This is a genomic window from Variovorax boronicumulans, assembly GCF_040544675.1.
GTDB classification, from domain to species: domain Bacteria; phylum Pseudomonadota; class Gammaproteobacteria; order Burkholderiales; family Burkholderiaceae_C; genus Variovorax; species Variovorax boronicumulans_D.
The window spans coordinates 45,817-69,463 of the sequence record NZ_JBEPKK010000011.1 but is presented as its reverse complement, the minus strand read 5'-3'; the positions used below and the strand labels follow the sequence as shown (position 1 = coordinate 69,463).

The window sequence follows — 23,647 nt, the reverse complement described above, 5'->3', positions numbered from 1 at the left end:
CTCCTCTAGAACAACTTCACACGCACCAGCAATTGCATGGCGAGCAACCCCAATACAAAACCTATGCCACCGTAGATGATGGTCTGGAGCAACCTGTTGGTGCGTTTTTGCGCGGCCAACAGCTCCAGCAGCTCTCGGCGGTGATCGGGCGGCCGATTTTCCAGGAAATCGTGAAGCAATCGAGGCAATTGCGGCAGCAATTTTGCATAGCGCGGCGCCTCGGCCTTGAGCTGCTGCAGCAGCTTCTTCGGCCCGATCTGGTCGACCATCCACTTCTCGAGGAAGGGCTTGGCGGTGTGCCAGAGGTCGAGTTCGGGGTCGAGCTGGCGGCCCAGGCCCTCGATGTTGAGCAGCGTCTTCTGCAGCAGCACCAGCTGCGGCTGGATCTCGACGTGGAAGCGGCGCGAGGTCTGGAAGAGGCGCATGAGCACCATGCCGAGTGAGATTTCCTTCAGCGGCCGGTCGAAGTATGGCTCGCAGACGGTGCGGATCGCCGCCTCCAGCTCGTCGATGCGCGTGCCTTCGGGCACCCAGCCGCTTTCCAGGTGCAGCTCGGCCACGCGCTTGTAGTCGCGCCGGAAGAAGGCCACGAAGTTCTGCGCGAGGTATTCCTTGTCCGACTCGGTGAGCGTGCCGATGATCCCGAAGTCCAGCGAGATGTAGCGCCCGAAGGTCTCGGGCGCCAGGCTCACCTGGATGTTGCCGGGGTGCATGTCGGCGTGGAAGAAGCCGTCGCGGAACACCTGCGTGAAGAAGATGGTGACGCCGTCGCGCGCGAGTTTGGGAATGTCGACGCCGGCCGCGCGCAGGCGGTCGAGCTGGGCAATGGGCACGCCGTTCATGCGCTCCATCACGATCACCTCGGGGTGGCAGAAGTCCCAGAACATTTCGGGAATCAGGACCAGATCGAGCGAAGCCATGTTGCGGCGCAACTGGGCGGCGTTGGCGGCCTCGCGCACCAGGTCGAGCTCGTCGTGCAGGTACTTGTCGAACTCGCCGACCACCTCGCGCGGCTTCAGGCGCTTGCCGTCGGGAGAGAGCTTTTCGACCCAGCCGGCCATCATGGCCATGAGCGCCAGGTCTTTCTCGATCACACCGCGCATGCTGGGGCGCAGCACCTTGACCGCCACGTCGCGCAACTCGCCCTGGTTGGTGCGGATGGTCGCGAAGTGCACCTGCGCGATCGAGGCGCTGGCGATCGGCGTCTCGTCGAACTGCACGAACACGTCGCCCACCGGCCGGCGGAATGCGCGCTCGATGGTCGCCACGGCCACGGCCGAGGGGAACGGCGGCACGCGGTCCTGCAGGAAGGCGAGCTCGTCGGCGATGTCGGGCGGCAGCAGGTCGCGCCGCGTCGACAGCACCTGGCCGAACTTCACGAAGATGGGCCCCAGTCGCTCCAGCGCCTCGCGCAGCCGCTGGCCGCGCGGCGCATCGAGATTGCGGCCGATGGAGACGACGCGGGCCACCACGCGCAGCCAAGGCTTCTGGAAGCTCGTGAGCACGAGCTCGTCCAGGCCGTAGCGCAGCGCGATCCAGACGATGAATACGCCGCGGTAGAAGCGCCTCATTCGGCGCCGCCCGCGGTACCGCCGGCGCGTGCCGTGCGGTCGCCGACGAACTGGCGCAGCGCCGTCGCCACGCGCCGCACGCCGTTGCCCAGGGTGTGCGCGGGCACGTCGCCGATCACGCGAGCGAGGTCGTCCTCGACGTCCCAGCGCACATGGTCGACCAGCCAGTTGACCTCGGCGGCCAACTGCACGTCGCCCACGATCTGCACCGAAGGCTTGTCGCCGCGCAGCGTGGCGCGGGCGATCTCGAAGGGGGATTCGTCGGTGACGACAAGGGTGAGTTCAGGCGTGGAGCCGGGCGGCGCCAGGTCGAGCAGGCCAGCCGGCGTGGCCACCAGCTCCATGGTCACGAAGCGCCATTGGAAGCGCACCACCCTGCCCTGCTGGCGCAGCAACCGCTGCTGGGCCTCGGGCTCCTGCTGCAGCACGTGGTTCAGGAACAGGACCGCGCGATGCTGGATCTCGTGGACTGCCCAGTCCGGCGGCTGCAGGCGCTCGCCGATGCGGTTGAAGAGGTCGCCGAGAAAAGAAAATGGGGACGATGGTGTGGCCATGTCCCCATTATCGTTTCTGTACGCGGCCCGGCGGCCGCGAACATCTGTCGTTTACTGCAGCGCTTGCACGCCGGCAACAAGCCAGCCGCCGCTGCCGCCGGTCGGCTTGGTCATGTTCCAGACTTCGCGGAACGGACCCGGGCCGGCCGAAGCGTCTTCGCGGATCATTCCGGAGAACTCCACGCTCGCCATGTAGGCGTCGGGCAGCTCTTCGATGCCGAGCAGCTTGGCGTCGAGCATCACGACTTCGGTCTTGTTCGAGGAACCGCCGGTGTGGCTGGCACGGTCGGCCAGCTGCGTGCGGATTTCCTCGACCATCTCGTCGGTCATCATCGAGCGCAGCATCGACACGTCGGCACGGTCCCAGGCATCTTGCAGCGTCACGAAATTGCGCTTGGCGGCGCCGAGGAAGCCGTCGACATCGAATCCGGCGGGAATGCCCCAGGATTGCGAACCGCCGAGTGCCGAACCGATCATGCTGCCGCCAGCCGCAGCACCTGCTGCAGAAAGGCTGCTGCCATGGCGGTCGCCGTCAGCCGGCGTGGCGTCGAAGGCGGTGGCCGAACGCTCCCAAGGGCGTGCCGAGGCATCGTTGCCCACATTGGCGGGGCTGTACTGTGCCGGTGCGCTGGCGTTGGCGGGGCTGCCGCCGGCGCCCTGGAACGCAAAGCCGCCCTGGCGATTGCCGCCCGAGGCTGCCGAGCGCGCCTTGAAGATGCGCCACACCGCGAGGGCAGCGAACACCAGGAGACCGATCAGCAGGATGTTGGCGAAGCCTGCGCCCAGCCCCAGCGAACTTGCAAGCCATGCGAGGCCAAGGCCGGCGGCCAAGCCGCCCAGCATGGCGCCCCACGGACGCTTCGGTGCGGCGGCCGCAGGCGCGGCGGTTGCCGGCTTGGCTGCCGAGTTGGTCGCGTTCTGCTGCGCGGGCGCTGCAGGCGGCGTGGACTGGCGCTGCGTCACGTTGGACGACTGGCGCCCAAAGGACTTGCCGCCGCCCACACGGGCGGCGTCGGCCTGCACGCTCACAAGCACCAACGCAGCCGCCAAAAACAAAGAACTCAAACTCTTCATGTCGTCTCCTCTAGAGCGAAAATTCGCCTCATCAACATTTGATTCCAACATGCAGGGCAGCGATGCCCCCGGTCATGTTGTGATAGTCCACATGTCCGAAACCGCCCTCTTTCATGAGGGTCTTGAGCTCCTCTTGCGAGGGATGCATGCGGATGGATTCGGCCAGGTAGCGATAGCTCGCGTCGTCGCCAGCCACGAGCTTGCCAAGACGCGGCAGCACGTTGAAGGAATACCAGTCGTAGGCCTTGGTGAGCGGCTTGGCGATCTTGGAGAACTCGAGCACCAGGAGCTTGCCGCGCGGCTTGAGCACGCGGTTCATTTCCTTGAGCGCGATGTCCTTGTGCGTCATGTTGCGGAGGCCAAAGGCCACGGTCACGACATCGAAATGGTCATCGGGAAACGGCAGCTTCTCGGCGTCGCACACCAGCGTGGGCAGCGAGACGCCGGCATCGAGCAGGCGGTCGCGGCCGGTGCTCAGCATGGCTTCGTTGATGTCGGTGTGGACCACCTGGCCGGTGGCGCCGACCTTCTTGGAGAAGGCAAGCGCCAGATCGCCGGTGCCGCCCGCGATGTCGAGCACACGCGAGCCTTCGCCCACGTTCGCCACCATGACCGTGTAGGCCTTCCAGGCGCGGTGCAGGCCCACCGACATCAGGTCGTTCATGACGTCGTAGCGCGAGGCTACCGAATCGAAGACGCCGCGGACACGTTGCGCCTTTTCGCTTTCGTCGACTTTTTCGAAGCCGAAGTGGGTGGTACTCATGCAACCGATGTTAGGCCGTAAGCCTTCACATCAAGCGGACGACCCCGCACCTACGGGGGCATTTGTTGCTTTTCTTCGAATGAAGAGGCGCCGCAGCGCCCGCCCATGTTGCCTTCAGAGCTATCTTTTCAATAGCACCACGGCGCTCGGGCCTCAGTGGCTGCTGCAGGCGGAGCCGCCCTTGTCGATCATGGGCGCGTCGCGATCCACGCCCGCCTCGGCCAGACGGCGCTCGTACTGCGACCACAGATCGGCCTCGTTCGCACCGAGTTCGTAGAGCAGGTCCCAGGAGTAGATGCCTGAGCTGTGGCCGTCGCTGAAGGTCGGCTGCACGGCGTAGTTGCCGACCGGCTCGAGGTTCGACAGTTCCACGTCGCGCTTGCCGGTCTGCAGGATTTCCTGGCCCGGACCATGCCCCTGCACCTCGGCCGAGGGCGAGTAGATGCGCATCAGCTCGAAGGGAATGCGGAAGCTTGCGCCGTCGGAGAAGCCCACTTCGAGCACGCGCGACTGGCCGTGCACGGTGATCGATTGCGGCGTCGGAGCGCCAGATTTCAAGCCTGCCATTGGGGATCCCATTCGGAAAATTTCGCAATCGCGCAGTATGCCGCGCAGCCGATGCCTTCGCGCGGGGCGACCGATGCCGGGCGAACACCGAGCACACCGGGCAGCACTTAGCATCGATGCATGCAGACACAGACACGCCTTCACCCTCGCCCACTGCGCCCGAACTGGGCCGCCCTTGCCCTTTGCGCCGCGCTCTCGGCCGGCGCCACCATGCCGGCGCATGCCTTCTGGGGGCTGCTCGGCAAAGCAGCAGGCAAGGCGGCCACGGTAGGCAAGACGGCCGGCACCGCGGGCAAGGGGGCGGCCGTCGGAGCGGGTGCCGTCGCGGCGGAGAGCGCGACCGGCGTCGTGGGCAAGGGCGCCGCAGCGCTCACGGACGATGCGGCGCATGCGGCCCAGTTCGGAACCCGGGCCACGGGCGCCGCCCCCGAGTTCAGCGCCGTGAACGCGGCGCTCCCACCCGAAGTGGCCGCATATCTGGCCAAGCCGGCGAAAGACCTGACGCCCAAGGACACCGCGCACATGATGGACAGCTACCGCCAGATGGTCGCGCGTGCAGGCAAGAGCGGCGACTTCACCGCGGTAGAGCGCCTCCCCACGTCGGCAGGCACGGGCCGCACGCTGCCGGTGGCCGACACCAGCCCGCCGGCCACGTCCAGGCCTGCGGCGGAAGCGACCCACCCATCGGCGAACGCGCCAGGCACCTTGCCTCTTCATGCACTGCGCGTGCTGGCGCATGCCTCGCATGCAGGCAATCGCCAGGCGCAGGCCGAACTCGAGCGCGTCTGCCGTGATGGCAGCGTGCCATCGAAGCGTTTCTCCAGCGAAACGCGCGCGACCCTGGAGTTCAAGGAAGCCTGCGCGAGCCGAAAGGCAGCCGCGACGGCCCGCACGGCGTCCGCTCGCTGAGCGGAATCGGCCTGGAGTAGAGGCCTGAAGTCAGCCCTGAAACGGCGCCAGCCGGCGGACCATTTCGGCCTCCGCCTTCGGCAGCAGCGCCTGCACGGCCGCCACGCGATCGGCTGGCGCCGCACGCTGCGCAGCCGCCCAGAACGGCGAGGGAAAGTGGCTGTCCCATGCAAAGCGCGCGATCACATGCCAATGCAGGTGCGGCACCATGTTGCCGAGCGCGGCAAGGTTGATCTTGGCGGGCGCGAGCTGCTCACGCAGGCACTGCTCGACCACGGTGACCGCTTCCATGCACAGCACGCGGTCCGAGGCGCCCAGGTCGGAAAACTCCGGCGCATGCTCGCGCCAGATCACACGGTAGAAAGCCGGAAAGCCCGCCTCTTCCGCGTGGATCACGCGCAGCTTTGCGCCCTCGAACACCACGCGGCCGCCCGGGCCTTCGCAAAAAGGGCACCCTGGACGCACCGTCACACCAGCACCCGTTCGATGCCGCCGTGGTTGGCGGCGGCCACGTACTTTGGCATCCAGTCGTCGCCGAGGATCTTGTTGGCCATCTCGACCACGATGTAGTCGGCTTCGAGCAGGCCGTTGTTCAGGTCGTTGCCGTAGCGCGAGAGGCCCTGCAGGCAGCTCGGGCAGCTGGTGAGGATCTTCACGTTGTCCTTCGCGCCGACCTGGCCGGCATCGCGCAATGCGGCCTCGCCCTTCTTGAGCTCCTCCTCCTTGCGGAAGCGGATCTGCGTGGAGATGTCCGGCCGCGACACGCCCAGCGTGCCCGATTCGCCGCAGCAGCGGTCGTTCTTGAGCACGTTGTCGCCGACCAGCGCCTTCACCGTCTTCATCGGGTCCTGCAGCTTCATCGGCGAGTGGCAGGGGTCGTGGTACAGGTAGCCGCCACCGCCGGCACCGGCGAGCGTGATGCCCTTCTCCAGCAGGTACTCGTGGATGTCGATGATCCGGCAACCCGGGAAGATCTTGTCGAACTGGTAGCCCTGCAGCTGGTCGTAGCAGGTGCCGCAGCTCACCACCACCGTCTTGATGTCCAGGTAGTTGAGCGTGTTGGCCACGCGGTGGAAGAGCACGCGGTTGTCGGTGATCATCTTCTCGGCCTTGTCGAACTGGCCGCTGCCGCGCTGCGGATAGCCGCAACACAGGTATCCCGGCGGCAGCACCGTCTGCACACCCGCATGCCAGAGCATCGCCTGCGTGGCCAGGCCCACTTGCGAGAACAGCCGCTCCGAGCCGCAGCCCGGGAAGTAGAAGACCGCCTCGGTCTCCGACGTGGTCGCCTTCGGGTCGCGAATGATCGGCACATAGTCCGCATCCTCGATGTCCAGCAGCGCGCGCGCCGTCTTCTTCGGCAGGTTGCCCGGCATCTTCTTGTTGATGAAGTGGATCACCTGCTCCTTGATCGGCGCCGGCCCCAGCGTGGCCGGCGGCGCCGCGGTCTGCTTCTTCGCCAGGCCACGCAGCAGGTCGTTGGCCAGGCGCTGCGCCTTGAAGCCGATGCCCACCATGCCCGCGCGCACCGCCTTGATGGTCTGCGGGTTGGTCGCGTTCAGGAAGAACATCGCGGCCGCGTTGCCGGGGCGGAAGCTCTTCTGGCCCATCTTGCGCAGCAGGTTGCGCATGTTCATCGACACGTCGCCGAAGTCGATCTTCACCGGGCAGGGCGTCAGGCACTTGTGGCACACAGTGCAGTGATCGGCGACGTCCTCGAACTCTTCCCAGTGCTTGATGCTGATGCCGCGCCGGGTCTGCTCTTCATAGAGAAAGGCTTCCACCAGCAACGACGTCGCGAGGATCTTGTTGCGCGGGCTGTAGAGCAGGTTGGCGCGCGGCACGTGGGTGGCGCACACCGGCTTGCACTTGCCGCAGCGCAGGCAGTCTTTCACGCTGTCGGCAATCGCGCCGATGTCGCTCTGCTGCATGATCAGCGACTCGTGCCCCATGAGGCCGAAGCTCGGCGTGTAGGCGTTGGTCAGGTCGGCATGCAGCGTGATGGCTTCACCGGCCGGCGCGCGCAGGAGCTTGCCCTTGTTGAAGCGACCCTCGGGGTCTACACGGGCCTTGTATTCAGTGAAGGGGCGCAGCTCTTCGTCGCTCAGGAATTCGAGCTTGGTGATGCCGATGCCGTGCTCGCCCGAGATCACGCCGTCCAGGCTGCGCGCCAGCGCCATGATGCGCACCACTGCGGCATGCGCGGTCTGCAGCATGTCGTAGTTGTCGCTGTTCACGGGGATGTTGGTGTGCACGTTGCCGTCGCCCGCGTGCATGTGCAGCGCAACCCACACGCGGCCCTTGAGCACCTGCTTGTGGATGGCGGTGCACTCGGCCAGGATCGGCGCGAACTCGGCGCCCGAAAAAATCTCCTGCAGCGGCTGGCGCAGCTGGGTCTTCCAGCTCGCGCGCAGCGTGTGGTCCTGCAGCTGCGGGAACAGCGCATCGACGTTCTGCAGCCAGCCGGCCCAGAGTGCGCGCACCTCGTGCACCAGCGCCACGGCTTGCGCCACGCGGTCTTCGAGCAGCTCGGCCGCCGGAATCTCGTGCGCATCGTCGGTCTTGCCCAGCGGCAGGTTGCCGCGCGTGAGGAAGGTTTCGAGTTCGTCGGTAAGCGCAAGCTTGTTCTGCAGCGACAGCTCGATGTTGATGCGCTCTATGCCGTCGCTGTACTCGGCCATGCGCGGCAGCGGAATCACCACGTCTTCGTTGATCTTGAAGGCGTTGGTGTGCTTGCTGATGGCGGCCGTGCGCTTGCGGTCCAGCCAGAATTTCTTGCGCGCCTCGGGGCTGATGGCAATGAAGCCTTCGCCGCTGCGCGAGTTCGCGATGCGCACCACCTCGGAGGTAACGCGCGCCACCGCATCGGCGTCGTCGCCCGCGATGTCGCCGAACAGCACCATCTTCGGCAGCCCGCCGTGTTTCTTCGATTTCGTGGCGTAGCCGACAGCCTTCAGATACCGGTCGTCCAGGTGTTCGAGGCCGGCCAGCAGCACGCCCGAGCGCTTCTGCTCGGCGAACATGAAGTCCTTGATCTCGACGATGCTGGGCACCGCGTCCTTGGCGTTGCCGAAGAATTCGAGGCACACGGTGCGGGTATGCGAAGGCATCTTGTGCACCACCCAGCGGCAGCTGGTGATGAGCCCGTCACAGCCTTCTTTCTGGATACCCGGCAGGCCCGAAAGGAACTTGTCGGTCACGTCCTTGCCCAGGCCCTCCTTGCGGAAGCTGCGACCGGGAATGTCGAGGCGCTCTGTGCGCAGCTTGGTCTTGCCGTCGGCCGCGTAGTACTGCAGCTCGAAAACAGCGCTCTCGGCATCATGGATCTTGCCCAGGTTGTGCCCGATGCGCGTGACTTCGAGCCATTCAGCCTGCGGCGTGACCATGCGCCAGGAGGCGAGGTTGTCCAGCGCCGTGCCCCAGAGCACGGCCTTCTTGCCACCCGCGTTCATCGCGACGTTGCCGCCCACGCACGAGGCTTCGGCGGAAGTGGGATCGACCGCGAACACGAAGCCCGCGCGCTCGGCCGCATCAGCCACGCGCTGCGTGACGACGCCGGCTTCGGTCCAGATGGTGGGCACGGGGTCGGCAAGGCCGGGCAGCGGCATGTGCTCCACCTCGGTCATCGCCTCGAGCTTCTCGGTGTTGATGACGACGCTGTTCCAGGTCAGTGGAATCGCGCCGCCGGTGTAGCCGGTGCCGCCTCCGCGCGGAATGATCGTCAGGCCCAGCTCGATGCAGCCCTTGACCAGCAGCGCCATCTCGGCCTCGGTGTCGGGGCACAGCACGACGAAGGGGTACTCCACGCGCCAGTCGGTCGCATCGGTCACGTGCGACACGCGCGAGAGGCCGTCGAACTTGATGTTGTCCTTGGCGGTGAGCCGGCCCAGCACGCGGGTGGCCTTGCGGCGGAGGGCGGCGACGTCGCGGAACTTGGTGTCGAAATCAGCGACCGCGCTGCCGACCAGGCCCGTGAGCTCGCCGACCAACTGGTCGCGCGGCATGTCGCTGTCGGGGGTGCGGCGCTTCTGGACTTCGGCCAGGCGGTGCTTGAGGGCCTCGACCAGCTGGCCGCGGCGGCGCGGGTTGTCCAGCAGGTCGTCGACCAGGTAGGGGTTGCGCTGCACCACCCAGATATCGCCCAGCACCTCGTAGAGCATGCGCGCCGATCGACCAGTGCGGCGCTCGGCGCGCAGGGTCTGCAGCAGTTCCCAGCCGCGTTCGCCCAGCAGGCGAATCACGATCTCGCGATCGGAGAAGCTGGTGTAGTTGTACGGGATCTCGCGCAGTCGGACAGGCTCTGCGGCCTGTGCCAATAGCGTATTCAACGCGGTCGGAGCATTCATCGGGTGGGGCCCTTGGCCAGGCGCTGCGCGCCCATGTAGCCGGGGGATGGATTTTAGGGCAGGGCTTGGGGTGTCTGCCTTGTTGTGGCGGTGTACCCCTTGGGGAGGGCACCCGGCCTGCGGTACAGCCCCATCAGCCCCACTGTGCCGGCCGCTTTGCGGCTCCCCTGCGGTGCTCGCATTTCGCGGGGTCTTGCAGAACTCGCCTTCGGCTCAGACAGCTGCAAGCCCTTGTCCGCGAAACGCTGTGCTCCTCGGCGGCACAGAGGGGCTGATGGGGCTGTACCGCAGGCCGGGCGCTGCTGTGAGGTGGAGGCCGTCTGCCCTCACCCCAGCCCTCTCCCAGAGGAAGAGGGAGTAAAACCGAAAGCGGGCTCCAAGAGGGAGTGATCGACAACCGCGCTGACGGCGGCGATGGGTGCTGTGCCCTTGGGCGGCCGTTGAGGCACCGCCGAGCAGCGCAGTGACGGGCGGATCAGGGCTCGCAGCTGTTTGAGCCGCAGGCGAGTTCTGCGAGACCCCGCCCGTCGCGAGCAGCGCAGGGAAGCCCGAAGGGCCGGTGACGTCGGCCGCCCAAGGGCACAGCACCCATCGCCGCAAACCCTGAAAAAACCTCAGAACAGCACGCGACTCCGAATAGTCCCGTTCACCTTAGCCAGCTTTTCCAGCGCCAGGTCCGAAGAAGCAGCGTCGATATCGATCACGACATAGCCGACCTTCTCGTTCGTCTGAAGAAACTGGGAAGAGATGTTGATGTTGTTGTCCGAAAAGATCTTGTTGATCTCCGACAAGACACCCGGCACGTTCCGGTGAATGTGCAACAGCCGGTGCTTCCCAGGATGCGCAGGCAGCGCCACCTCGGGAAAGTTGACGGACGAAGTCGAGGTGCCGTTGTCGCTGTACTTCACCAGCTTCTCGGCCACTTCGAGCCCGATGTTGGCCTGCGCCTCCATGGTCGAACCGCCGATGTGCGGCGTGAGGATCACGTTGTCCAGCCCGCGCAACGGCGACAGGAACTCGTCCTTGTTGCTGCGCGGCTCCACCGGGAACACGTCGATCGCGGCGCCCAGGAGCTTCTTCTCTTTCAGCGCCTCGGCCAGCGCATCGATCTCGACCACGGTGCCGCGCGAGGCATTGATGAGGATCGAACCCGGCTTCATTGCCGCGATCTCAGCCGCGCCGATCATCCATTGCGTGGCCTGCGTTTCGGGCACGTGCAGCGTGACGATGTCGCTCTGCCCCAGCAGCTGGTGCAGGTCGCGCACCTGGCGGGCATTGCCCAGCGGCAGCTTGGTGACCACATCGAAGAAAGCCACATGCATGCCCAGCGCCTCGGCCAGCACCGACAGCTGCGCGCCGATCGAGCCGTAGCCCACGATGCCCAGCGTCTTGCCGCGGATCTCAAAAGCGTTGTCGGCCGACTTGAGCCAGCCGCCGCGGTGCGCCACCGCGCTCTTCTCGGGCACGCCGCGCAGCAGGAGGATCGCTTCGGCCAGCACCAGCTCGGCCACCGAGCGCGTATTGGAATAGGGAGCGTTGAACACCGCCACGCCGTGCTCGCGGGCGGCTTCCAGGTCGACCTGGTTGGTGCCGATGCAGAAACACCCTGCCGCCACCAGCTTGTGGGCCGCAGCAAACACATCGGCCGTCAGTTGCGTGCGCGAACGGATGCCCAGGAAGTGAACGTCGGCGATCTTTGCCTTGAGTTCGGCGTCGGGCAAAGCACCCGGCAGCGACTCGATGTTGGTGTAGCCGGCGGCGCGCAGCACCTCCACGGCCGAGGGGTGAATGCCTTCGAGCAAGAGGAACTTGATCCTGCTTTTGTCGAGGGATGTTTTGCTGCTCATGGCGGTCTCGCGGAAGGCCCCGGCCATGGCAACGAGCTAGGCCAAAAAAGGGAGGGCGATGCTAGCATGGTGCGGCGCAGCATGCAGGCCCGCACCCCGCGCCGGGCTTGGCGCCAAAAGGGTTTCCCCGATTGGAAGATGACGGCGGTCCGTGCGCCAATGTGACGCGGCTGTGTCATCCACATGCCCTAGCATTCGCGCTTTCATTTTCCCTTCAGGAGTCTTCATGCGATTCAAGACGCTCGCGCTGGCATCGGCGCTGGCCGCGACCACGCTGTTCAACGTGGCCCAGGCCCAGACCGAAATCCAGTGGTGGCACTCGATGACCGCCGTCAACAACGAGTGGGTCAACGACCTGTCCAAGCAATTCAACGAGAGCCAGAAGGAATACAAGATCGTCCCCACCTTCAAGGGCACGTACGACGAATCCATGACGGCCTCCATCGCGGCCTTCCGCGCGGGCAACGCACCGCACATCCTGCAGGTGTTCGAAGTGGGCACCGCCACCATGATGGCCAGCAAGGGCGCGATCATTCCGGTCGGCCAGGTCATGAAGGACGCGGGCGAGAAGTTCGATCCGGCCGCCTACATCCCCGCCGTGGCCGGTTACTACACCGCGCCCAACGGCCAGATGCTGAGCTTCCCGTTCAACAGCTCGACCACGGTCTTCTATTTCAACAAGGACGCCTTCAAGGCTGCGGGCCTCCCCACCGACAAGGCACCGTCGACCTGGCCCGAAGTGGTCGCGGCGGCGGCCAAGCTCAAGGCGAGCGGCCACAAGTGCCCCTTCACCACCGCCTGGCAGAACTGGACACAGCTCGAGAGCTTCTCGGCCTGGCACAACGTGGAGTTCGCGACCAAGTCCAACGGCCTGCAGGGCCTGGACACGCGCCTGAAGGTCAACTCGCCGCTGCACCAGCGCCATGTGGAGAACCTCGCGAGCATGGCCAAGCAGGGCCTCTTCATCTACAAGGGCCGCGGCAACGTGCCCGAGGCTTCGTTCGTCTCGGGCGAGTGCGCCATGATCAACACGTCTTCGGGCTTCTACGGCAACGTGGCCAAGAACGCCAAGTTCGCCTACGGCCTGGCGCCCCTGCCCTACTACCCGGACGTGCCGGGCGCACCGCAGAACACCGTGATCGGCGGCGCGAGCCTCTGGGTCATGTCGGGCAAGAAGCCGGCCGAGTACAAGGGCGTGGCCAAGTTCTTCAGCTTCATCTCGACGCCTGAAGTGCAGTCCGCCAGCCACAAGCGCACCGGCTACCTGCCGGTGACCACCGCCTCGTACAAGCTCACCGAAGACTCGGGCTTCTACAAGCAGAACCCCGGCACCGACGTGGCCGTGACGCAGATGATCCGCAAGGTCACCGACAAGAGCCGCGGCATCCGCCTGGGCAACTACGTGCAGATCCGCGCCATCGAGGACGAAGAGCTCGAACAGGTCTGGAACGGCAAGAAGACCGCCAAGGAAGCCCTGGACGCCATCGTCACGCGCGGCAACGAACAGCTGGAACGCTTCCAGAAAGCCAACAAAAGCTAACGTTTGACGGCCGGGCCTGCGTGTCCGGCTAATATCGCCCGCCCCATCCGCTCTTGCACAAGGGCGGAACGGGCGGGATTTTTTATTCAGAGGGATCATGGAAAAACGCGTTTTCTTTCGCTCGGGCTGGTTGCCCTGGCTGCTGTTGACGCCGCAGATGGCGGTGATCCTCGTGTTTTTCTTCTGGCCGGCGGCACAGGCCCTGCTGCAGTCGCTGCAGCAGCAGGACGCGTTCGGCACCTCGGTCGAATTCGTCGGCCTCGACAACTTCAGGCATCTGTGGGGCGACTCGAGCTACGCCGCGTCGTTCAAGACCACGGCCGTGTTCTCGGTGCTGGTGGCCAGCATCGGCATCAGCCTGTCGCTGGTGCTCGCCGTGTTCGCCGACCGCATCACGCGCGGCGGCACCTTCTATAAGACCATGCTCATCGTGCCGTACGCCGTAGCGCCCGCCGTGGCGGCCGTGCTGTGGGTCTTCATGTTCTCGCCCTCGCTGGGCGTGGTGGCCTATGCGCTGGGCAAGATCGGCATCAACTGGAACCACCTGCTCGACTCGGGCCACGCCATGACGCTGATCGTGATGGCCTCGGTGTGGAAGCAGATCTCCTACAACTTCCTGTTCTTCCTGGCGGGGCTGCAGTCCATTCCGAAGTCGCTGATCGAGGCCGCGGCCATCGACGGCGCGCGCCCGTGGCGCCGCTTCTGGACGGTGCAGTTCCCGCTGCTGTCGCCCACCACCTTCTTCCTTCTGGTGATCAACGTGGTGTACGCCTTCTTCGACACCTTCGCGATCGTCGATGCGGCCACCCAGGGCGGCCCGGGGCAGGACACCACCATCCTGGTCTACAAGGTCTACCACGACGGCTTCAAGAGCCTGGACCTGGGCGGCTCGGCCGCGCAGTCGGTGGTGCTGATGGTGATCGTGGTGGCGCTGACCGTCATCCAGTTCCGCTACGTCGAGAAGAAAGTGCAGTACTGAACATGACCACCTCACACAACCACACGACCGGCGGAGCGCACCATGGTTGAGCGGCGCGGAACACAGGGCATCCTGGCCCACGTCATCATGATCCTGGGCGTCTTCATCGTCGCCTTCCCGCTCTACCTGGCGTTCGTGGCCTCCACGCACACCGCCCAGGAGATCGTGCAGGCGCCGATGCCGCTGCTGCCCGGCTCGAACATGATCGACAGCTACAAGGGCGCGCTCTTCGGGCGCGAGAACAGCGCGGGCTCCAACGCCCCGGTGGCGCACATGATGTGGGTGAGCTTCGTGACGGCGATGGTCATCGCCATCGGCAAGATCTCCATCTCGCTGCTGTCCGCCTTTGCCATCGTCTACTTCCGCTTTCCGTTCAAGAAGATCTGCTTCTGGGCCATCTTCGTGACGCTGATGCTGCCGGTGGAGGTGCGCATCCTGCCCACCTACAAGGTGCTGTCGGACCTGAACATGCTGAACACCTACGCGGGCCTCACGGTGCCGCTGATCGCGTCGGCCACGGCGACCTTCCTGTTCCGCCAGTTCTTCCTCACGGTGCCGGACGAGCTGACCGAGGCCTCGCGCATGGACGGCGCGAGCCCCATGCGCTTTTTCTTCGACGTGCTGCTGCCGCTGTCCAAGACCTCGATCGCGGCGCTGTTCGTGATCCAGTTCATCTACGGCTGGAACCAGTACCTGTGGCCGCTGCTGGCAACCACGAGCGAAGACATGTACCCCGTGGTGGTCGGCATCAAGCGAATGATTGCCGGCGGCGACGGGCAGAACGAATGGAACGTCGTGATGGCCACTGCCATCCTCGCGATGCTGCCGCCCGCGCTGGTGGTGGTGCTGATGCAAAAGTGGTTCGTCAAGGGCCTCGTGGACACTGAGAAATAGGCTCGCCCCCAGGCTGCGCGCACTTCGTGTCGCTTCGCCAACCCCCTACCGGGGGCACCACCAGCAGCCCGGCAAAGCCGGTTCCGCGGTGGTTCTGGAAATAACAGTGCCTCGCAACAGAGGCCGCAATCGAGAAGAACATGGCTGCACTTTCCTTACGCAACGTCATCAAGCGCTACGGCCACGGGCCGAAAGCCAACCAGGTCATCCACGGCGTGAGCGCCGAGATCGCCGACCATGAATTCGTCGTGATCGTCGGGCCTTCGGGCTGCGGCAAATCGACGCTGCTGCGCATGGTGGCTGGCCTCGAGGAAATCTCGGCCGGCGAAATCTTCATCGGCGGGCGCGTGGTGAACGACCTCGAGCCCTCCGAGCGCGACATCGCCATGGTGTTCCAGAACTACGCGCTCTATCCGCACATGAGCGTGTTCGCGAACATGGCCTACGGCCTGAAGATCGCCAAGGTGCCGGTGCCCGAAATCAAGGTGCGGGTGGACAAGGCCGCCAAGATCCTCGAACTGGGCCACCTGCTCGAGCGCAAGCCCCGCGAGCTCTCGGGCGGGCAGCGCCAGCGCGTGGCCATGGGCCGGGCCATCGTGCGCCAGCCGCAGGTGTTTTTGTTCGACGAACCGCTGTCGAACCTGGACGCCAAGCTGCGCGCGCAGACCCGCCTCGAAATCCAGAAGCTGCACCGCGAACTGGGCATCACCTCGCTCTTCGTCACGCACGATCAGGTCGAGGCGATGACGCTGGCGCAACGCATCATCGTGATGAACGGCGGCGTGATGGACCAGTTCGCGACGCCCGAAGAGGTGTATTCGCGTCCGGCCACCACCTTCGTCGCGAGCTTCATCGGCTCGCCGCCGATGAACCTGCTGCGGCACGCGCCGGGCGTGCGCCCGGGCCAGATCCTGGGCATTCGCCCCGAGCACATGAAGCTCGACGAGAGCGGCTGGACGGTACAGGTCGAGCAGGTCGAACTGCTGGGCGCGGAGCGCCTGGTGTACGGCCGCATCGGCGACGAACAGATCATCATGCGCACCGACGAAGGCGATCACCCGCCGGTCGCGGGCGACACGGTGAAGATCGCCGCGCGCGAAGACAAGCTGCACTGGTTCGACGCCGGATCGGGCAAACGCGCGGAGTGATGCTCGCCCCCAGGCTCCGCGCACTTCGTGTCGCTTCTCCTACCCCCTACCGGGGGCGACACCTGCGGCCCGGCGAAGCCGGTTCCGCGGTGTCTCGCGAAGGCGAACCTCAACTCAGGACTTGCTCATGACCCTCTGGCCCTACCCCCGCTGGGTCGCGCACCGCGGCGCCGGCAAGCTGGCACCTGAAAACACGCTCGCGGCTTTCCGCCTGGGCGCTTCGCACGGCTACCGCATGTTCGAGTGCGATGCCAAGCTCAGCGCCGACGGCGTGCCGTTCCTCATGCACGACGCCACGCTGGAGCGCACCACCAACGGCCACGGCGTCGGCGGCCAGCAGGCATGGAGCGCGCTGTCGCAGCTGGATGCAGGCGGTTGGCATTCGCGCGCCTTCGCGGGCGAGCCGCTGCCCACGCTCGAAAACCTGGCCCGCTTCTGCCTGGCGAACGGCTACCTGCTCAACATCGAGATCAAGCCCACGCCCGGCACCGAGCGCGAGACCGGCGAGGTCGTGGCACGGGAAGCGGCGCGCCTTTGGCAGGGCGCAGCCGTTGCGCCGCTGCTCACCTCGTTCCAGGTCGAATCGCTCGAGGGCGCCGCCGCCGCGCAACCCGAACTGCCGCGCGGCCTGCTGCTGGACACGCTGCGGGACGGCTGGCTGGCCACCGCGCTGGACCTGGGTTGCCAGGCCGTCGTCTGCAACCACGCGCTGTGGGACGCCGCCACGGTCGCGCAGGTGCATGGCGCGGGCATGCGTTCGCTGAGCTACACCGTCAACGACGACTGGGCCGCACAGCGGCTCATCGACCTGGGCACGGACGGCATCATCACGGACCGTGTCGACCTGTTCAGCCCCGGCGGCTGAGCCTCACATCGGTTACCGGCTCTTACGGCATGGCCGCTTCTATGATGCAGCCATGACCTGGATCCCTCGCCTGGCGACCTTTTTGCTTGCCGCCCTGCTGATGTGCGGCAGCGCGATGGCGCAGCCCGACCTCGGCGGCAGCGCCACGTCGCTGCCTGTGCCGGCCCCGACGGTGTCCGAGCTGCGCGACCGGTTCACCAAGATCACCGAGACCGCGAGCACCGATGAAGACGCGCGCAAGCTGCTCACGCAGATCAACGACATCGGCGCGCAAGCAGACAAGTTCGTCGCCGACCGCACCGGCGAGCTGGCCGACCTGAACGCTCGGCTCGGGGAACTGGGCAACGCGCCGGCCGCCGGCGCCACCGAAGACCCCGACATCACCCGCCAGCGCGCGCGCCTGACCAAGGAGCGCAACACACTCGACGCCGACATCCGGCTCGCTCGCCTGCTGTCCGTGGACGTGCGCCAGCGCGGCACCGACCTGGTCACCCAGCGCCGCGCCCTGTTCGAGGCGCAGCTCACCGAGCGCGCGGCCTCGCCGTTGAGCGGCGAGTTCTGGAAGGACCTGCGCGAGGCCTGGCCCGACGACGTGGAGCGCCTGAAGACGATGGTGGCCGGCCTGAACGACGGCCTGCTGACCGCGCTCGCCCCTCCCTCCCGCACGCCGGTCGTCGCGGCCCTGGTCGCCGCGCTGCTGCTCGCGGTGTTCGGCGTCTGGGTCGCCGAACATGTGCTCACCCGCCTGGCCGCGCGCTGGCTGCCGACCGGGCGCCTGCGGCGCTCGGTGCTGGTGATCGGCATCGTGGGAAGCCATGTGCTGCTGGTCGCGCTGGCGGCGCACGGGTTTGTCGCGGTGCTCAAGGAATACGCCACCTGGGAGCCGCAGGCACGCAAGGCGCTGCAGTCGGGGGCGCAGTCGCTGGTGTTCATTGCCTTCGTGATCGGGCTCGGACGCGGCCTGCTCGCCACCCGCCGGCCTTCGTGGCGCCTGCCGCCCATTCCCGATGCGATGGCCACGCGCCTGGCGGCCCTGCCCTGGCTGGTCGCGCTGGTCGCGGCGCTCGCCTGGACCCCGGCCGAAGTCAACGCGCTGATCGACGCCAGCTTCGCGGCCGTGGTCGCCACCCACGTGCTCACGGCGCTGGTGCTCACCGCGCTGGTGGGCGCGGTGCTCTACCTGGTGAAGCCGCTGCGCGCCGACGCGCCCGACGCAGGCCTGCCCGAGCGGCCGATGTGGGTCGGGCTGCTGGTCGCGCTGATCGGCGTGCTGATGATCGGCATCTGGGTGCTGGTGGCGGTGGGCTATGTGGCGCTTGGGAGCTTCCTGGCCTCGCAGCTCACCTGGAGCGGCATCGTGGCCGCGGCCTTCTATGTGCTGTTCAAGTTCGCCGACGACGTGTTCATGGCGCTGCTGTCGTCGCGCAGCACCCTCGGCCAGCAGTTGCAGAAAAGCTTCGGCCTCGCGCCACAGACGCTGGACCAGACGGCCACGGTGCTCTCGGGCATCAGCCGGGTCGCGCTCTTCTTCTACATGCTGATCGCGCTGGCCGCGCCGCTGGGCACCGGCCCGGGCGAGGTGTTCCAGCGCAGCGGCAAGTTCGGCTCGGGCGTGAAGGTGGGCGAGTTCCAGCTGGTGCCGGGCGCGATCTTCAGCGCCATCGCGGTGGCGGTGGTCGGCTTCATCGTGCTGCGGGTGTTCAAGCGCTGGCTGGAGCGCAGCTACCTGCCCAACACGAAGCTGGAGCCGGGCATGCAGAGCTCGCTCACCACGCTGCTGGGCTATGTGGGCGGCATCATGGTGGTCGCGTTCGCCCTCTCGGCCATGGGCATCGGCATCGAGCGCATCGCGTGGGTGGCGAGCGCGCTGTCGGTGGGCATCGGTTTCGGCCTGCAGGCGATCGTGCAGAACTTCATCTCGGGGCTGATCCTGTTGGCCGAGCAGCCGGTGAAGGTGGGCGACTGGGTGGTGCTGGGCACGGCCGAGGGCGACGTGCGGCGCATCAACGTGCGCGCCACCGAGATCGTGCTGGGCGACCGCTCGACGCTGATCGTGCCGAACTCGGAGTTCATCACCAAGACCGTGCGCAACATGACGCTGTCCAACGCCGAGGGCCGCGTGCTGATCCGCCTGCCGATGCCGCTGACGACCGACGCACAGCGTGTGCGCGACCTGATTCTGGACGCCTGCCGTGCGCACGAAGGAGTGCTGGAGACGCCCGCGCCTTCGCTCACGCTGGAGGGCATCGAGAACGGGCTGCTGATCTTCCAGGCCATTGCCTATGTGGCGAGCCCGCGCCTGGCGGGCGGCGTGCGCAGCGACCTGCTGTTCGCGATCCTGGATGAACTCAAGAAGGCTTCACTGCCGATGGCAACGCCGACCACCTTCATGATGGCGCCCAATGAGCCGGCCGCGGTCGCGCCGGCACCCGCCACGGCCAACTCGCCGATCCCCGGCATGCCCACGTGAGCCCGGCGCTGCCGGCGGCAGCGTGGGCCGGAAAGCCTGGAACAGCAGTACTGGCGTCAGCGGCGCCAGCCGCGCATCGCCAGCCATTGCACGGTGCCGCACACCACGACGAGCGCGGCATAGGTGACCATCGTCCCGTCGCGCCCCGACACCACCAGCCCGGCGACCAGGACCAGAACGCCCGCCCCGAAGGTGACGGCCCACTGCACCCACCAGCGCTGGACACCCGCGCGCTTGCCGCCCAGGAAACGCCCCGCCAGCACCAGGATCAGGGCGATGAAGGCCGCGGGTGCCACAAAATTAAGCAGGTGATTGAAGAGGGCCAGCAGGTCCATCAGGGGGAATGCCGGTATGCGGCGAAGGTTATGGCTGCCATAGGGAAAGCAATTTGTCCCAGCGCAAGCCTTGTGCGGCTGCTGATTTTATAATCACGCCCATGTCTGTCTGGGCCCTTGGGTTGAACCACACGACCGCGCCCCTCGATCTGCGCGGTCGTTTCGCGTTCGCGCTCGATCAATTGGCCCCCACCTTGCAGAGCCTGCGCAGCTCTTTCGCCACCGGCCGCCACCCCCAGGTCGAGGCCGCGATCATCTCGACCTGCAACCGCACCGAGATCTACTGCGCCTCCGAGAACATCGCCCTGGACCACACGGTCGGCTGGCTGGCCGAAAGCGGCGGCGTGGCTCCTGCCCTGCTGCGCTCGCATGCCTACACCCTGCACAACGACGAAGTCGCGCGCCATGCCTTCCGCGTGGCCAGCGGGCTCGACTCGATGGTGCTTGGCGAAGCCCAGATCCTCGGGCAGATGAAAGACGCGGTGCGCGCGGCCGAAACGGTGGGCGCACTCGGCAGCACGCTCAACCAGTTGTTCCAGCGATCGTTCGCGGTCGCCAAGGAAGTGCGCACCGCCACGGAGATCGGCGCGCATTCCATCAGCATGGCGGCCGCCGCGGTGCGTCTGGCCGGGCAACTCTTCGAAGACCTGCGCACGACGCGCGTGCTGTTCGTGGGCGCCGGCGAAATGATCGACCTCGCGGCCACGCACTTCGCGGCCAAGGAGCCCAAGTCCATCGCCATTGCGAACCGCACCCTCGAACGCGGCGAAAAGCTGGCCTCGCGCTTCGGCGGCGAAGCCATGCGGCTGGCCGACCTCCCGGCACGGCTGGCCGAGTTCGACATCGTCGTGAGTTGCACCGCCAGCACGCTGCCGATCATCGGCCTGGGCGCCGTGGAGCGCGCGCTCAAGGCGCGCAAGCACCGCCCGATGTTCATGGTCGACCTGGCGGTGCCGCGCGACATCGAGCCTGAAGTGAAGGCGCTGGAAGACATCTACCTCTACACCGTGGACGACCTCGCGCAGGTGGTGCAGCAAGGCCAGGCCAACCGGCAGGCCGCCGTGGCGCAGGCCGAAGTGATCATCGATGCCGGCGTGCAAAGCTTCATGCACTGGCTGGGCCAGCGCGGCACGGTGCCGCTGATCCAGCAACTCAATGCGCAGGCCGACGAGTGGCGCGCCGCCGAGATGGCGCGGGCGCGCAAGCTGCTGGCCAAGGGGGAATCGGTGGATGCGGTGCTCGAGGCGATGTCGCGCGGGCTCACGCAGAAGATGATGCACGGCGCCATGGCCGAGCTGCATGCCGGCGATGCCGCATCGCGCGAGCAGACCGCGCAGGCGATCTCGCGGCTGTTCCTGCGCAAAGAGCGTTAGCGGCGCCCGTCGTCGCCATGGCCCTCGCGGGCCGCGGTTTCCATGCGCCATGCCGCTTCAGGGCGGCGCCCTCCCCCATCTTGTCGAGCCCTTTCCGCCGTGAAATCCTTTCTGCGCCATCAACTCGAACGCTACGTCCAGCGCCTGGGCGAACTCGACTTCCTGCTCTCGCGCGAAGACATCATGAGCGACATGGCGCAGTACCGCACCATTTCGCGCGAGCACGCCGAAGTCACGCAGATCGCCGGCCGCTACGAGCGCTACAGGCAGCGCGAGGCCGACATCGCCGACGCGCAGGAGATGCTCGACGACCCGGACATGGCCGAGATGGCGCGCGACGAAATCGCGGGCGCCGAGGCCGAGCTGGTCCAGATCGAGGAAGAACTGCAGCGCCTGCTGCTGCCCAAGGACCCCGACGACGCGCGCAACGCCTTCATGGAAATCCGCGCCGGCACCGGCGGCGACGAATCGGCCCTGTTCGCCGGCGACCTGCTGCGCATGTACACGCGCTATTGCGAGCGCGCCGGCCTGCGCTGCGAGATCGTGAGCGAGAGCGCGAGCGAGCTCGGCGGCTACAAGGAAGTGGTGATCCGCATCGTCGGCGACGACGTCTTCGGCAAGCTGCGCTTCGAATCGGGCGGCCACCGCGTGCAGCGCGTGCCGGCCACCGAAACGCAGGGACGCATCCACACCAGCGCCTGCACGGTCGCCGTGCTGGCCGAGCCCGACGAAACCGTGGCGGTGCAGATCAACCCGGCGGACCTGCGCATCGACACCTACCGCGCGAGCGGCGCCGGCGGGCAGCACATCAACAAGACCGACTCGGCCGTGCGCATCACGCACATCCCGACCGGCATCGTGGCCGAGTGCCAGGACGACCGCAGCCAGCACCGGAACAAGGCCAAGGCGCTGCAGGTGTTGTCGGCGCGCATCCAGGAAAAGGACCGCAGCGAGCGTGCCGCCAAGGACGCGGCCATGCGCAAGGGCCTGATCGGCAGCGGCGACCGCTCGGACCGCATCCGCACCTACAACTTCCCGCAGGGGCGGCTCACCGACCACCGGATCAACCTCACGCTCTACAAGCTGCTGGCGATCATGGAAGGCGACCTGGGCGACGTGCTGGAAGCCCTGCGCGCAGCCCGCGAGGCCGAGCAGCTGGCCGAGCTGGAAGCCAGCCTGCCGGCTTGAAAGCGATGACCGGAGTCACCACGCCGTCCACCGTTGCACAGGCGCTCGCAGCCGCCGCCGCGCTGGGCATCGACCGCCTCGATGCCCAGTTGCTCATGCTTCATGCGCTGGGACGCGCGCCGCATGACCGGGCCTGGCTGCTCGCGCACGACACCGATGCGCTGTCCGATGCCGCCTGGACGGCGCTCGCTTCGCAGCTGTCGCGCCGGCTGGCGGGCGAACCGGTGGCGTATCTGCTGGGCGAGAAGGAGTTTCACGGCCTCAGCCTGCAGGTCGACGCCCGCGTGCTGGTGCCGCGCGCCGACACCGAAACGCTGGTCGACTGGGCCCTGCAGTGCCTCGAAGGCCGCAACGCCCCGCGCGTGCTCGACTTGGGCACGGGCAGCGGCGCGATCGCCCTGGCGCTGCAGCATGCGCGCCCCGATGCACAGGTCGATGCCGTCGATGCCAGCGCCGACGCGCTCGAGGTCGCCCGATCCAACGCCCGGCGCCTCGGGCTGCCGGTGCGCTTTGCCCTGGCCCACTGGCTCGACGGCGCCGCCGACGGCTACGCGGTGATCGCGAGCAATCCGCCGTACATCGCCGCCGGCGACCCGCATCTGCCCGCGCTGCAGCACGAGCCCTCCGCCGCGCTGGTCGCGGGCGCGGACGGCCTGGCCGACATCCGTCAGATCGTCCAGGACGCCCCCGATCACCTCGCACAGGGCGGCTGGCTGCTGCTCGAACACGGCCATGACCAGGCCGCCGCCGTGCGCCAGCTGCTCGAAACCCGCGGCTTCGCCGAAGTCCAAAGCCGGGACGACCTGGCAGGCATCCAGCGCTGCTCGGGCGGAATCTGGCGTGCGGTGAAATAATCCCCTCAGCCCACTTTTCAGGAGTTCCCATGTCCGACGCCCAACAACGCATCGACGACCTCGTCAAAACCAACGAACTCGTGCTCTTCATGAAGGGCAACGCCAGCTTCCCGATGTGCGGCTTCTCCGGCCGCGCGATCCAGATCCTCAAGGCCGTCGGCGTCGACACCAAGACGCTCAAGACCGTCAACGTGCTCGAAGACGACGGCATCCGCCAGGGCATCAAGGAATACAGCAACTGGCCCACGATTCCCCAGCTCTACGTGAAGGGCGAATTCGTCGGCGGCTCGGACATCATGATGGAGATGTACGAGTCGGGCGAATTGCAGCAGGTACTCAACGGCAATCCGGCCTGATTCCACACGGCTTG

General features: G+C 66.7%; 20 protein-coding genes. 11 read left to right on the top strand and 9 right to left on the bottom strand.

Features of this window, described 5'->3' with window-relative positions; translation table 11 throughout:
• Nucleotides 1-5: 5 nt before the first annotated feature.
• The 5 genes from ubiB to ABIC90_RS19220 all read right to left on the bottom strand — a co-directional run bounded on the left by ubiB (nucleotide 6) and on the right by ABIC90_RS19220 (nucleotide 4,529).
• Complete coding sequence (ubiB, locus tag ABIC90_RS19240; protein WP_354356819.1) at nucleotides 6-1,571, bottom strand: ubiquinone biosynthesis regulatory protein kinase UbiB; 1,566 nt, start codon at nucleotides 1,569-1,571, stop codon at nucleotides 6-8.
• Complete coding sequence (locus tag ABIC90_RS19235; protein WP_354356817.1) at nucleotides 1,568-2,125, bottom strand: hypothetical protein; 558 nt, start codon at nucleotides 2,123-2,125, stop codon at nucleotides 1,568-1,570. The genes ubiB and ABIC90_RS19235 overlap by 4 nt, the downstream gene beginning before the upstream one ends.
• A 51-nt stretch (nucleotides 2,126-2,176) precedes the next feature.
• Complete coding sequence (locus tag ABIC90_RS19230) at nucleotides 2,177-3,199, bottom strand: Tim44 domain-containing protein (protein ID WP_354356815.1); 1,023 nt, start codon at nucleotides 3,197-3,199, stop codon at nucleotides 2,177-2,179.
• 31 nt (nucleotides 3,200-3,230) lie between these two features.
• Nucleotides 3,231-3,962 carry a bifunctional demethylmenaquinone methyltransferase/2-methoxy-6-polyprenyl-1,4-benzoquinol methylase UbiE gene (ubiE, locus tag ABIC90_RS19225; RefSeq protein ID WP_354356813.1) on the bottom strand — a complete coding sequence of 244 codons (732 nt, stop codon included), beginning with the start codon at nucleotides 3,960-3,962 and terminating at the stop codon, nucleotides 3,231-3,233.
• Nucleotides 3,963-4,115: 153 nt separating this feature from the next.
• The gene (locus ABIC90_RS19220) at nucleotides 4,116-4,529 is read right to left on the bottom strand and encodes a DUF971 domain-containing protein (RefSeq protein WP_354356811.1); all 414 of its coding nucleotides are present in this window, start codon (nucleotides 4,527-4,529) and stop codon (nucleotides 4,116-4,118) included.
• Between the two features lie 120 nt (nucleotides 4,530-4,649).
• On the opposite strand from ABIC90_RS19220, the gene ABIC90_RS19215 reads away from it, so the two are divergent.
• Complete coding sequence (locus ABIC90_RS19215; protein ID WP_354356809.1) at nucleotides 4,650-5,438, top strand: hypothetical protein; 789 nt, start codon at nucleotides 4,650-4,652, stop codon at nucleotides 5,436-5,438.
• A gap of 30 nt (nucleotides 5,439-5,468) precedes the next feature.
• On the opposite strand, the gene ABIC90_RS19210 is transcribed toward ABIC90_RS19215, so the two are convergent.
• The 3 genes from ABIC90_RS19210 to serA form a co-directional block, all read right to left on the bottom strand.
• The gene (locus ABIC90_RS19210) at nucleotides 5,469-5,909 is read right to left on the bottom strand and encodes an HIT family protein (protein WP_354356807.1); all 441 of its coding nucleotides are present in this window, start codon (nucleotides 5,907-5,909) and stop codon (nucleotides 5,469-5,471) included.
• Nucleotides 5,906-9,784, bottom strand: coding sequence for an FAD/FMN-binding oxidoreductase (locus ABIC90_RS19205; RefSeq protein WP_354356805.1), 3,879 nt, complete (start codon nucleotides 9,782-9,784; stop codon nucleotides 5,906-5,908). The genes ABIC90_RS19210 and ABIC90_RS19205 overlap by 4 nt, the downstream gene beginning before the upstream one ends.
• A 614-nt stretch (nucleotides 9,785-10,398) precedes the next feature.
• Nucleotides 10,399-11,631 carry a phosphoglycerate dehydrogenase gene (gene serA / locus ABIC90_RS19200; RefSeq protein ID WP_354356803.1) on the bottom strand — a complete coding sequence of 411 codons (1,233 nt, stop codon included), beginning with the start codon at nucleotides 11,629-11,631 and terminating at the stop codon, nucleotides 10,399-10,401.
• Nucleotides 11,632-11,857: 226 nt separating this feature from the next.
• Here serA and ugpB point away from each other — a divergent pair, with 226 nt between their 5' ends.
• From ugpB to ABIC90_RS19170, 6 genes are all read left to right on the top strand, one after another.
• Nucleotides 11,858-13,171, top strand: coding sequence for a sn-glycerol-3-phosphate ABC transporter substrate-binding protein UgpB (gene ugpB, locus ABIC90_RS19195; RefSeq protein ID WP_354356801.1), 1,314 nt, complete (start codon nucleotides 11,858-11,860; stop codon nucleotides 13,169-13,171).
• Nucleotides 13,172-13,268: 97 nt separating this feature from the next.
• Nucleotides 13,269-14,150: a sn-glycerol-3-phosphate ABC transporter permease UgpA gene (ugpA, locus tag ABIC90_RS19190; RefSeq protein WP_354356799.1), complete on the top strand. Its 882-nt coding sequence runs from the start codon at nucleotides 13,269-13,271 to the stop codon at nucleotides 14,148-14,150.
• Nucleotides 14,151-14,192: 42 nt separating this feature from the next.
• A complete protein-coding gene (ugpE, locus tag ABIC90_RS19185; protein ID WP_354356797.1) occupies nucleotides 14,193-15,044 on the top strand; it encodes a sn-glycerol-3-phosphate ABC transporter permease UgpE in 852 nt (283 codons plus the stop codon).
• A 140-nt stretch (nucleotides 15,045-15,184) separates the two neighbouring features.
• Nucleotides 15,185-16,192: a sn-glycerol-3-phosphate ABC transporter ATP-binding protein UgpC gene (ugpC, locus tag ABIC90_RS19180; RefSeq protein ID WP_354356795.1), complete on the top strand. Its 1,008-nt coding sequence runs from the start codon at nucleotides 15,185-15,187 to the stop codon at nucleotides 16,190-16,192.
• 127 nt (nucleotides 16,193-16,319) lie between these two features.
• Nucleotides 16,320-17,057, top strand: coding sequence for a glycerophosphodiester phosphodiesterase (gene ugpQ / locus ABIC90_RS19175; protein WP_354356793.1), 738 nt, complete (start codon nucleotides 16,320-16,322; stop codon nucleotides 17,055-17,057).
• A 52-nt stretch (nucleotides 17,058-17,109) separates the two neighbouring features.
• A complete protein-coding gene (locus ABIC90_RS19170) occupies nucleotides 17,110-19,527 on the top strand; it encodes a DUF3772 domain-containing protein (protein WP_354356791.1) in 2,418 nt (805 codons plus the stop codon).
• Nucleotides 19,528-19,583: 56 nt separating this feature from the next.
• Here the strand turns inward: ABIC90_RS19170 and ABIC90_RS19165 are convergent, their stop codons facing one another.
• Nucleotides 19,584-19,862 (bottom strand): hypothetical protein, encoded by a 279-nt coding sequence (locus ABIC90_RS19165; protein WP_354356789.1) that lies wholly within the window; start codon nucleotides 19,860-19,862, stop codon nucleotides 19,584-19,586.
• A gap of 101 nt (nucleotides 19,863-19,963) precedes the next feature.
• On the opposite strand from ABIC90_RS19165, the gene hemA reads away from it, so the two are divergent.
• The 4 genes from hemA to grxD all read left to right on the top strand — a co-directional run bounded on the left by hemA (nucleotide 19,964) and on the right by grxD (nucleotide 23,633).
• Nucleotides 19,964-21,235 carry a glutamyl-tRNA reductase gene (hemA, locus tag ABIC90_RS19160; RefSeq protein WP_354356787.1) on the top strand — a complete coding sequence of 424 codons (1,272 nt, stop codon included), beginning with the start codon at nucleotides 19,964-19,966 and terminating at the stop codon, nucleotides 21,233-21,235.
• A gap of 99 nt (nucleotides 21,236-21,334) precedes the next feature.
• Entirely contained in the window at nucleotides 21,335-22,423 is a 1,089-nt protein-coding gene (prfA, locus tag ABIC90_RS19155) for a peptide chain release factor 1 (RefSeq protein ID WP_354356785.1), read from the top strand.
• Nucleotides 22,424-22,428: 5 nt separating this feature from the next.
• The gene (prmC, locus tag ABIC90_RS19150) at nucleotides 22,429-23,277 is read left to right on the top strand and encodes a peptide chain release factor N(5)-glutamine methyltransferase (protein WP_354356783.1); all 849 of its coding nucleotides are present in this window, start codon (nucleotides 22,429-22,431) and stop codon (nucleotides 23,275-23,277) included.
• 29 nt (nucleotides 23,278-23,306) lie between these two features.
• A complete protein-coding gene (gene grxD / locus ABIC90_RS19145; protein ID WP_013543189.1) occupies nucleotides 23,307-23,633 on the top strand; it encodes a Grx4 family monothiol glutaredoxin in 327 nt (108 codons plus the stop codon).
• Nucleotides 23,634-23,647: the final 14 nt, after the last annotated feature.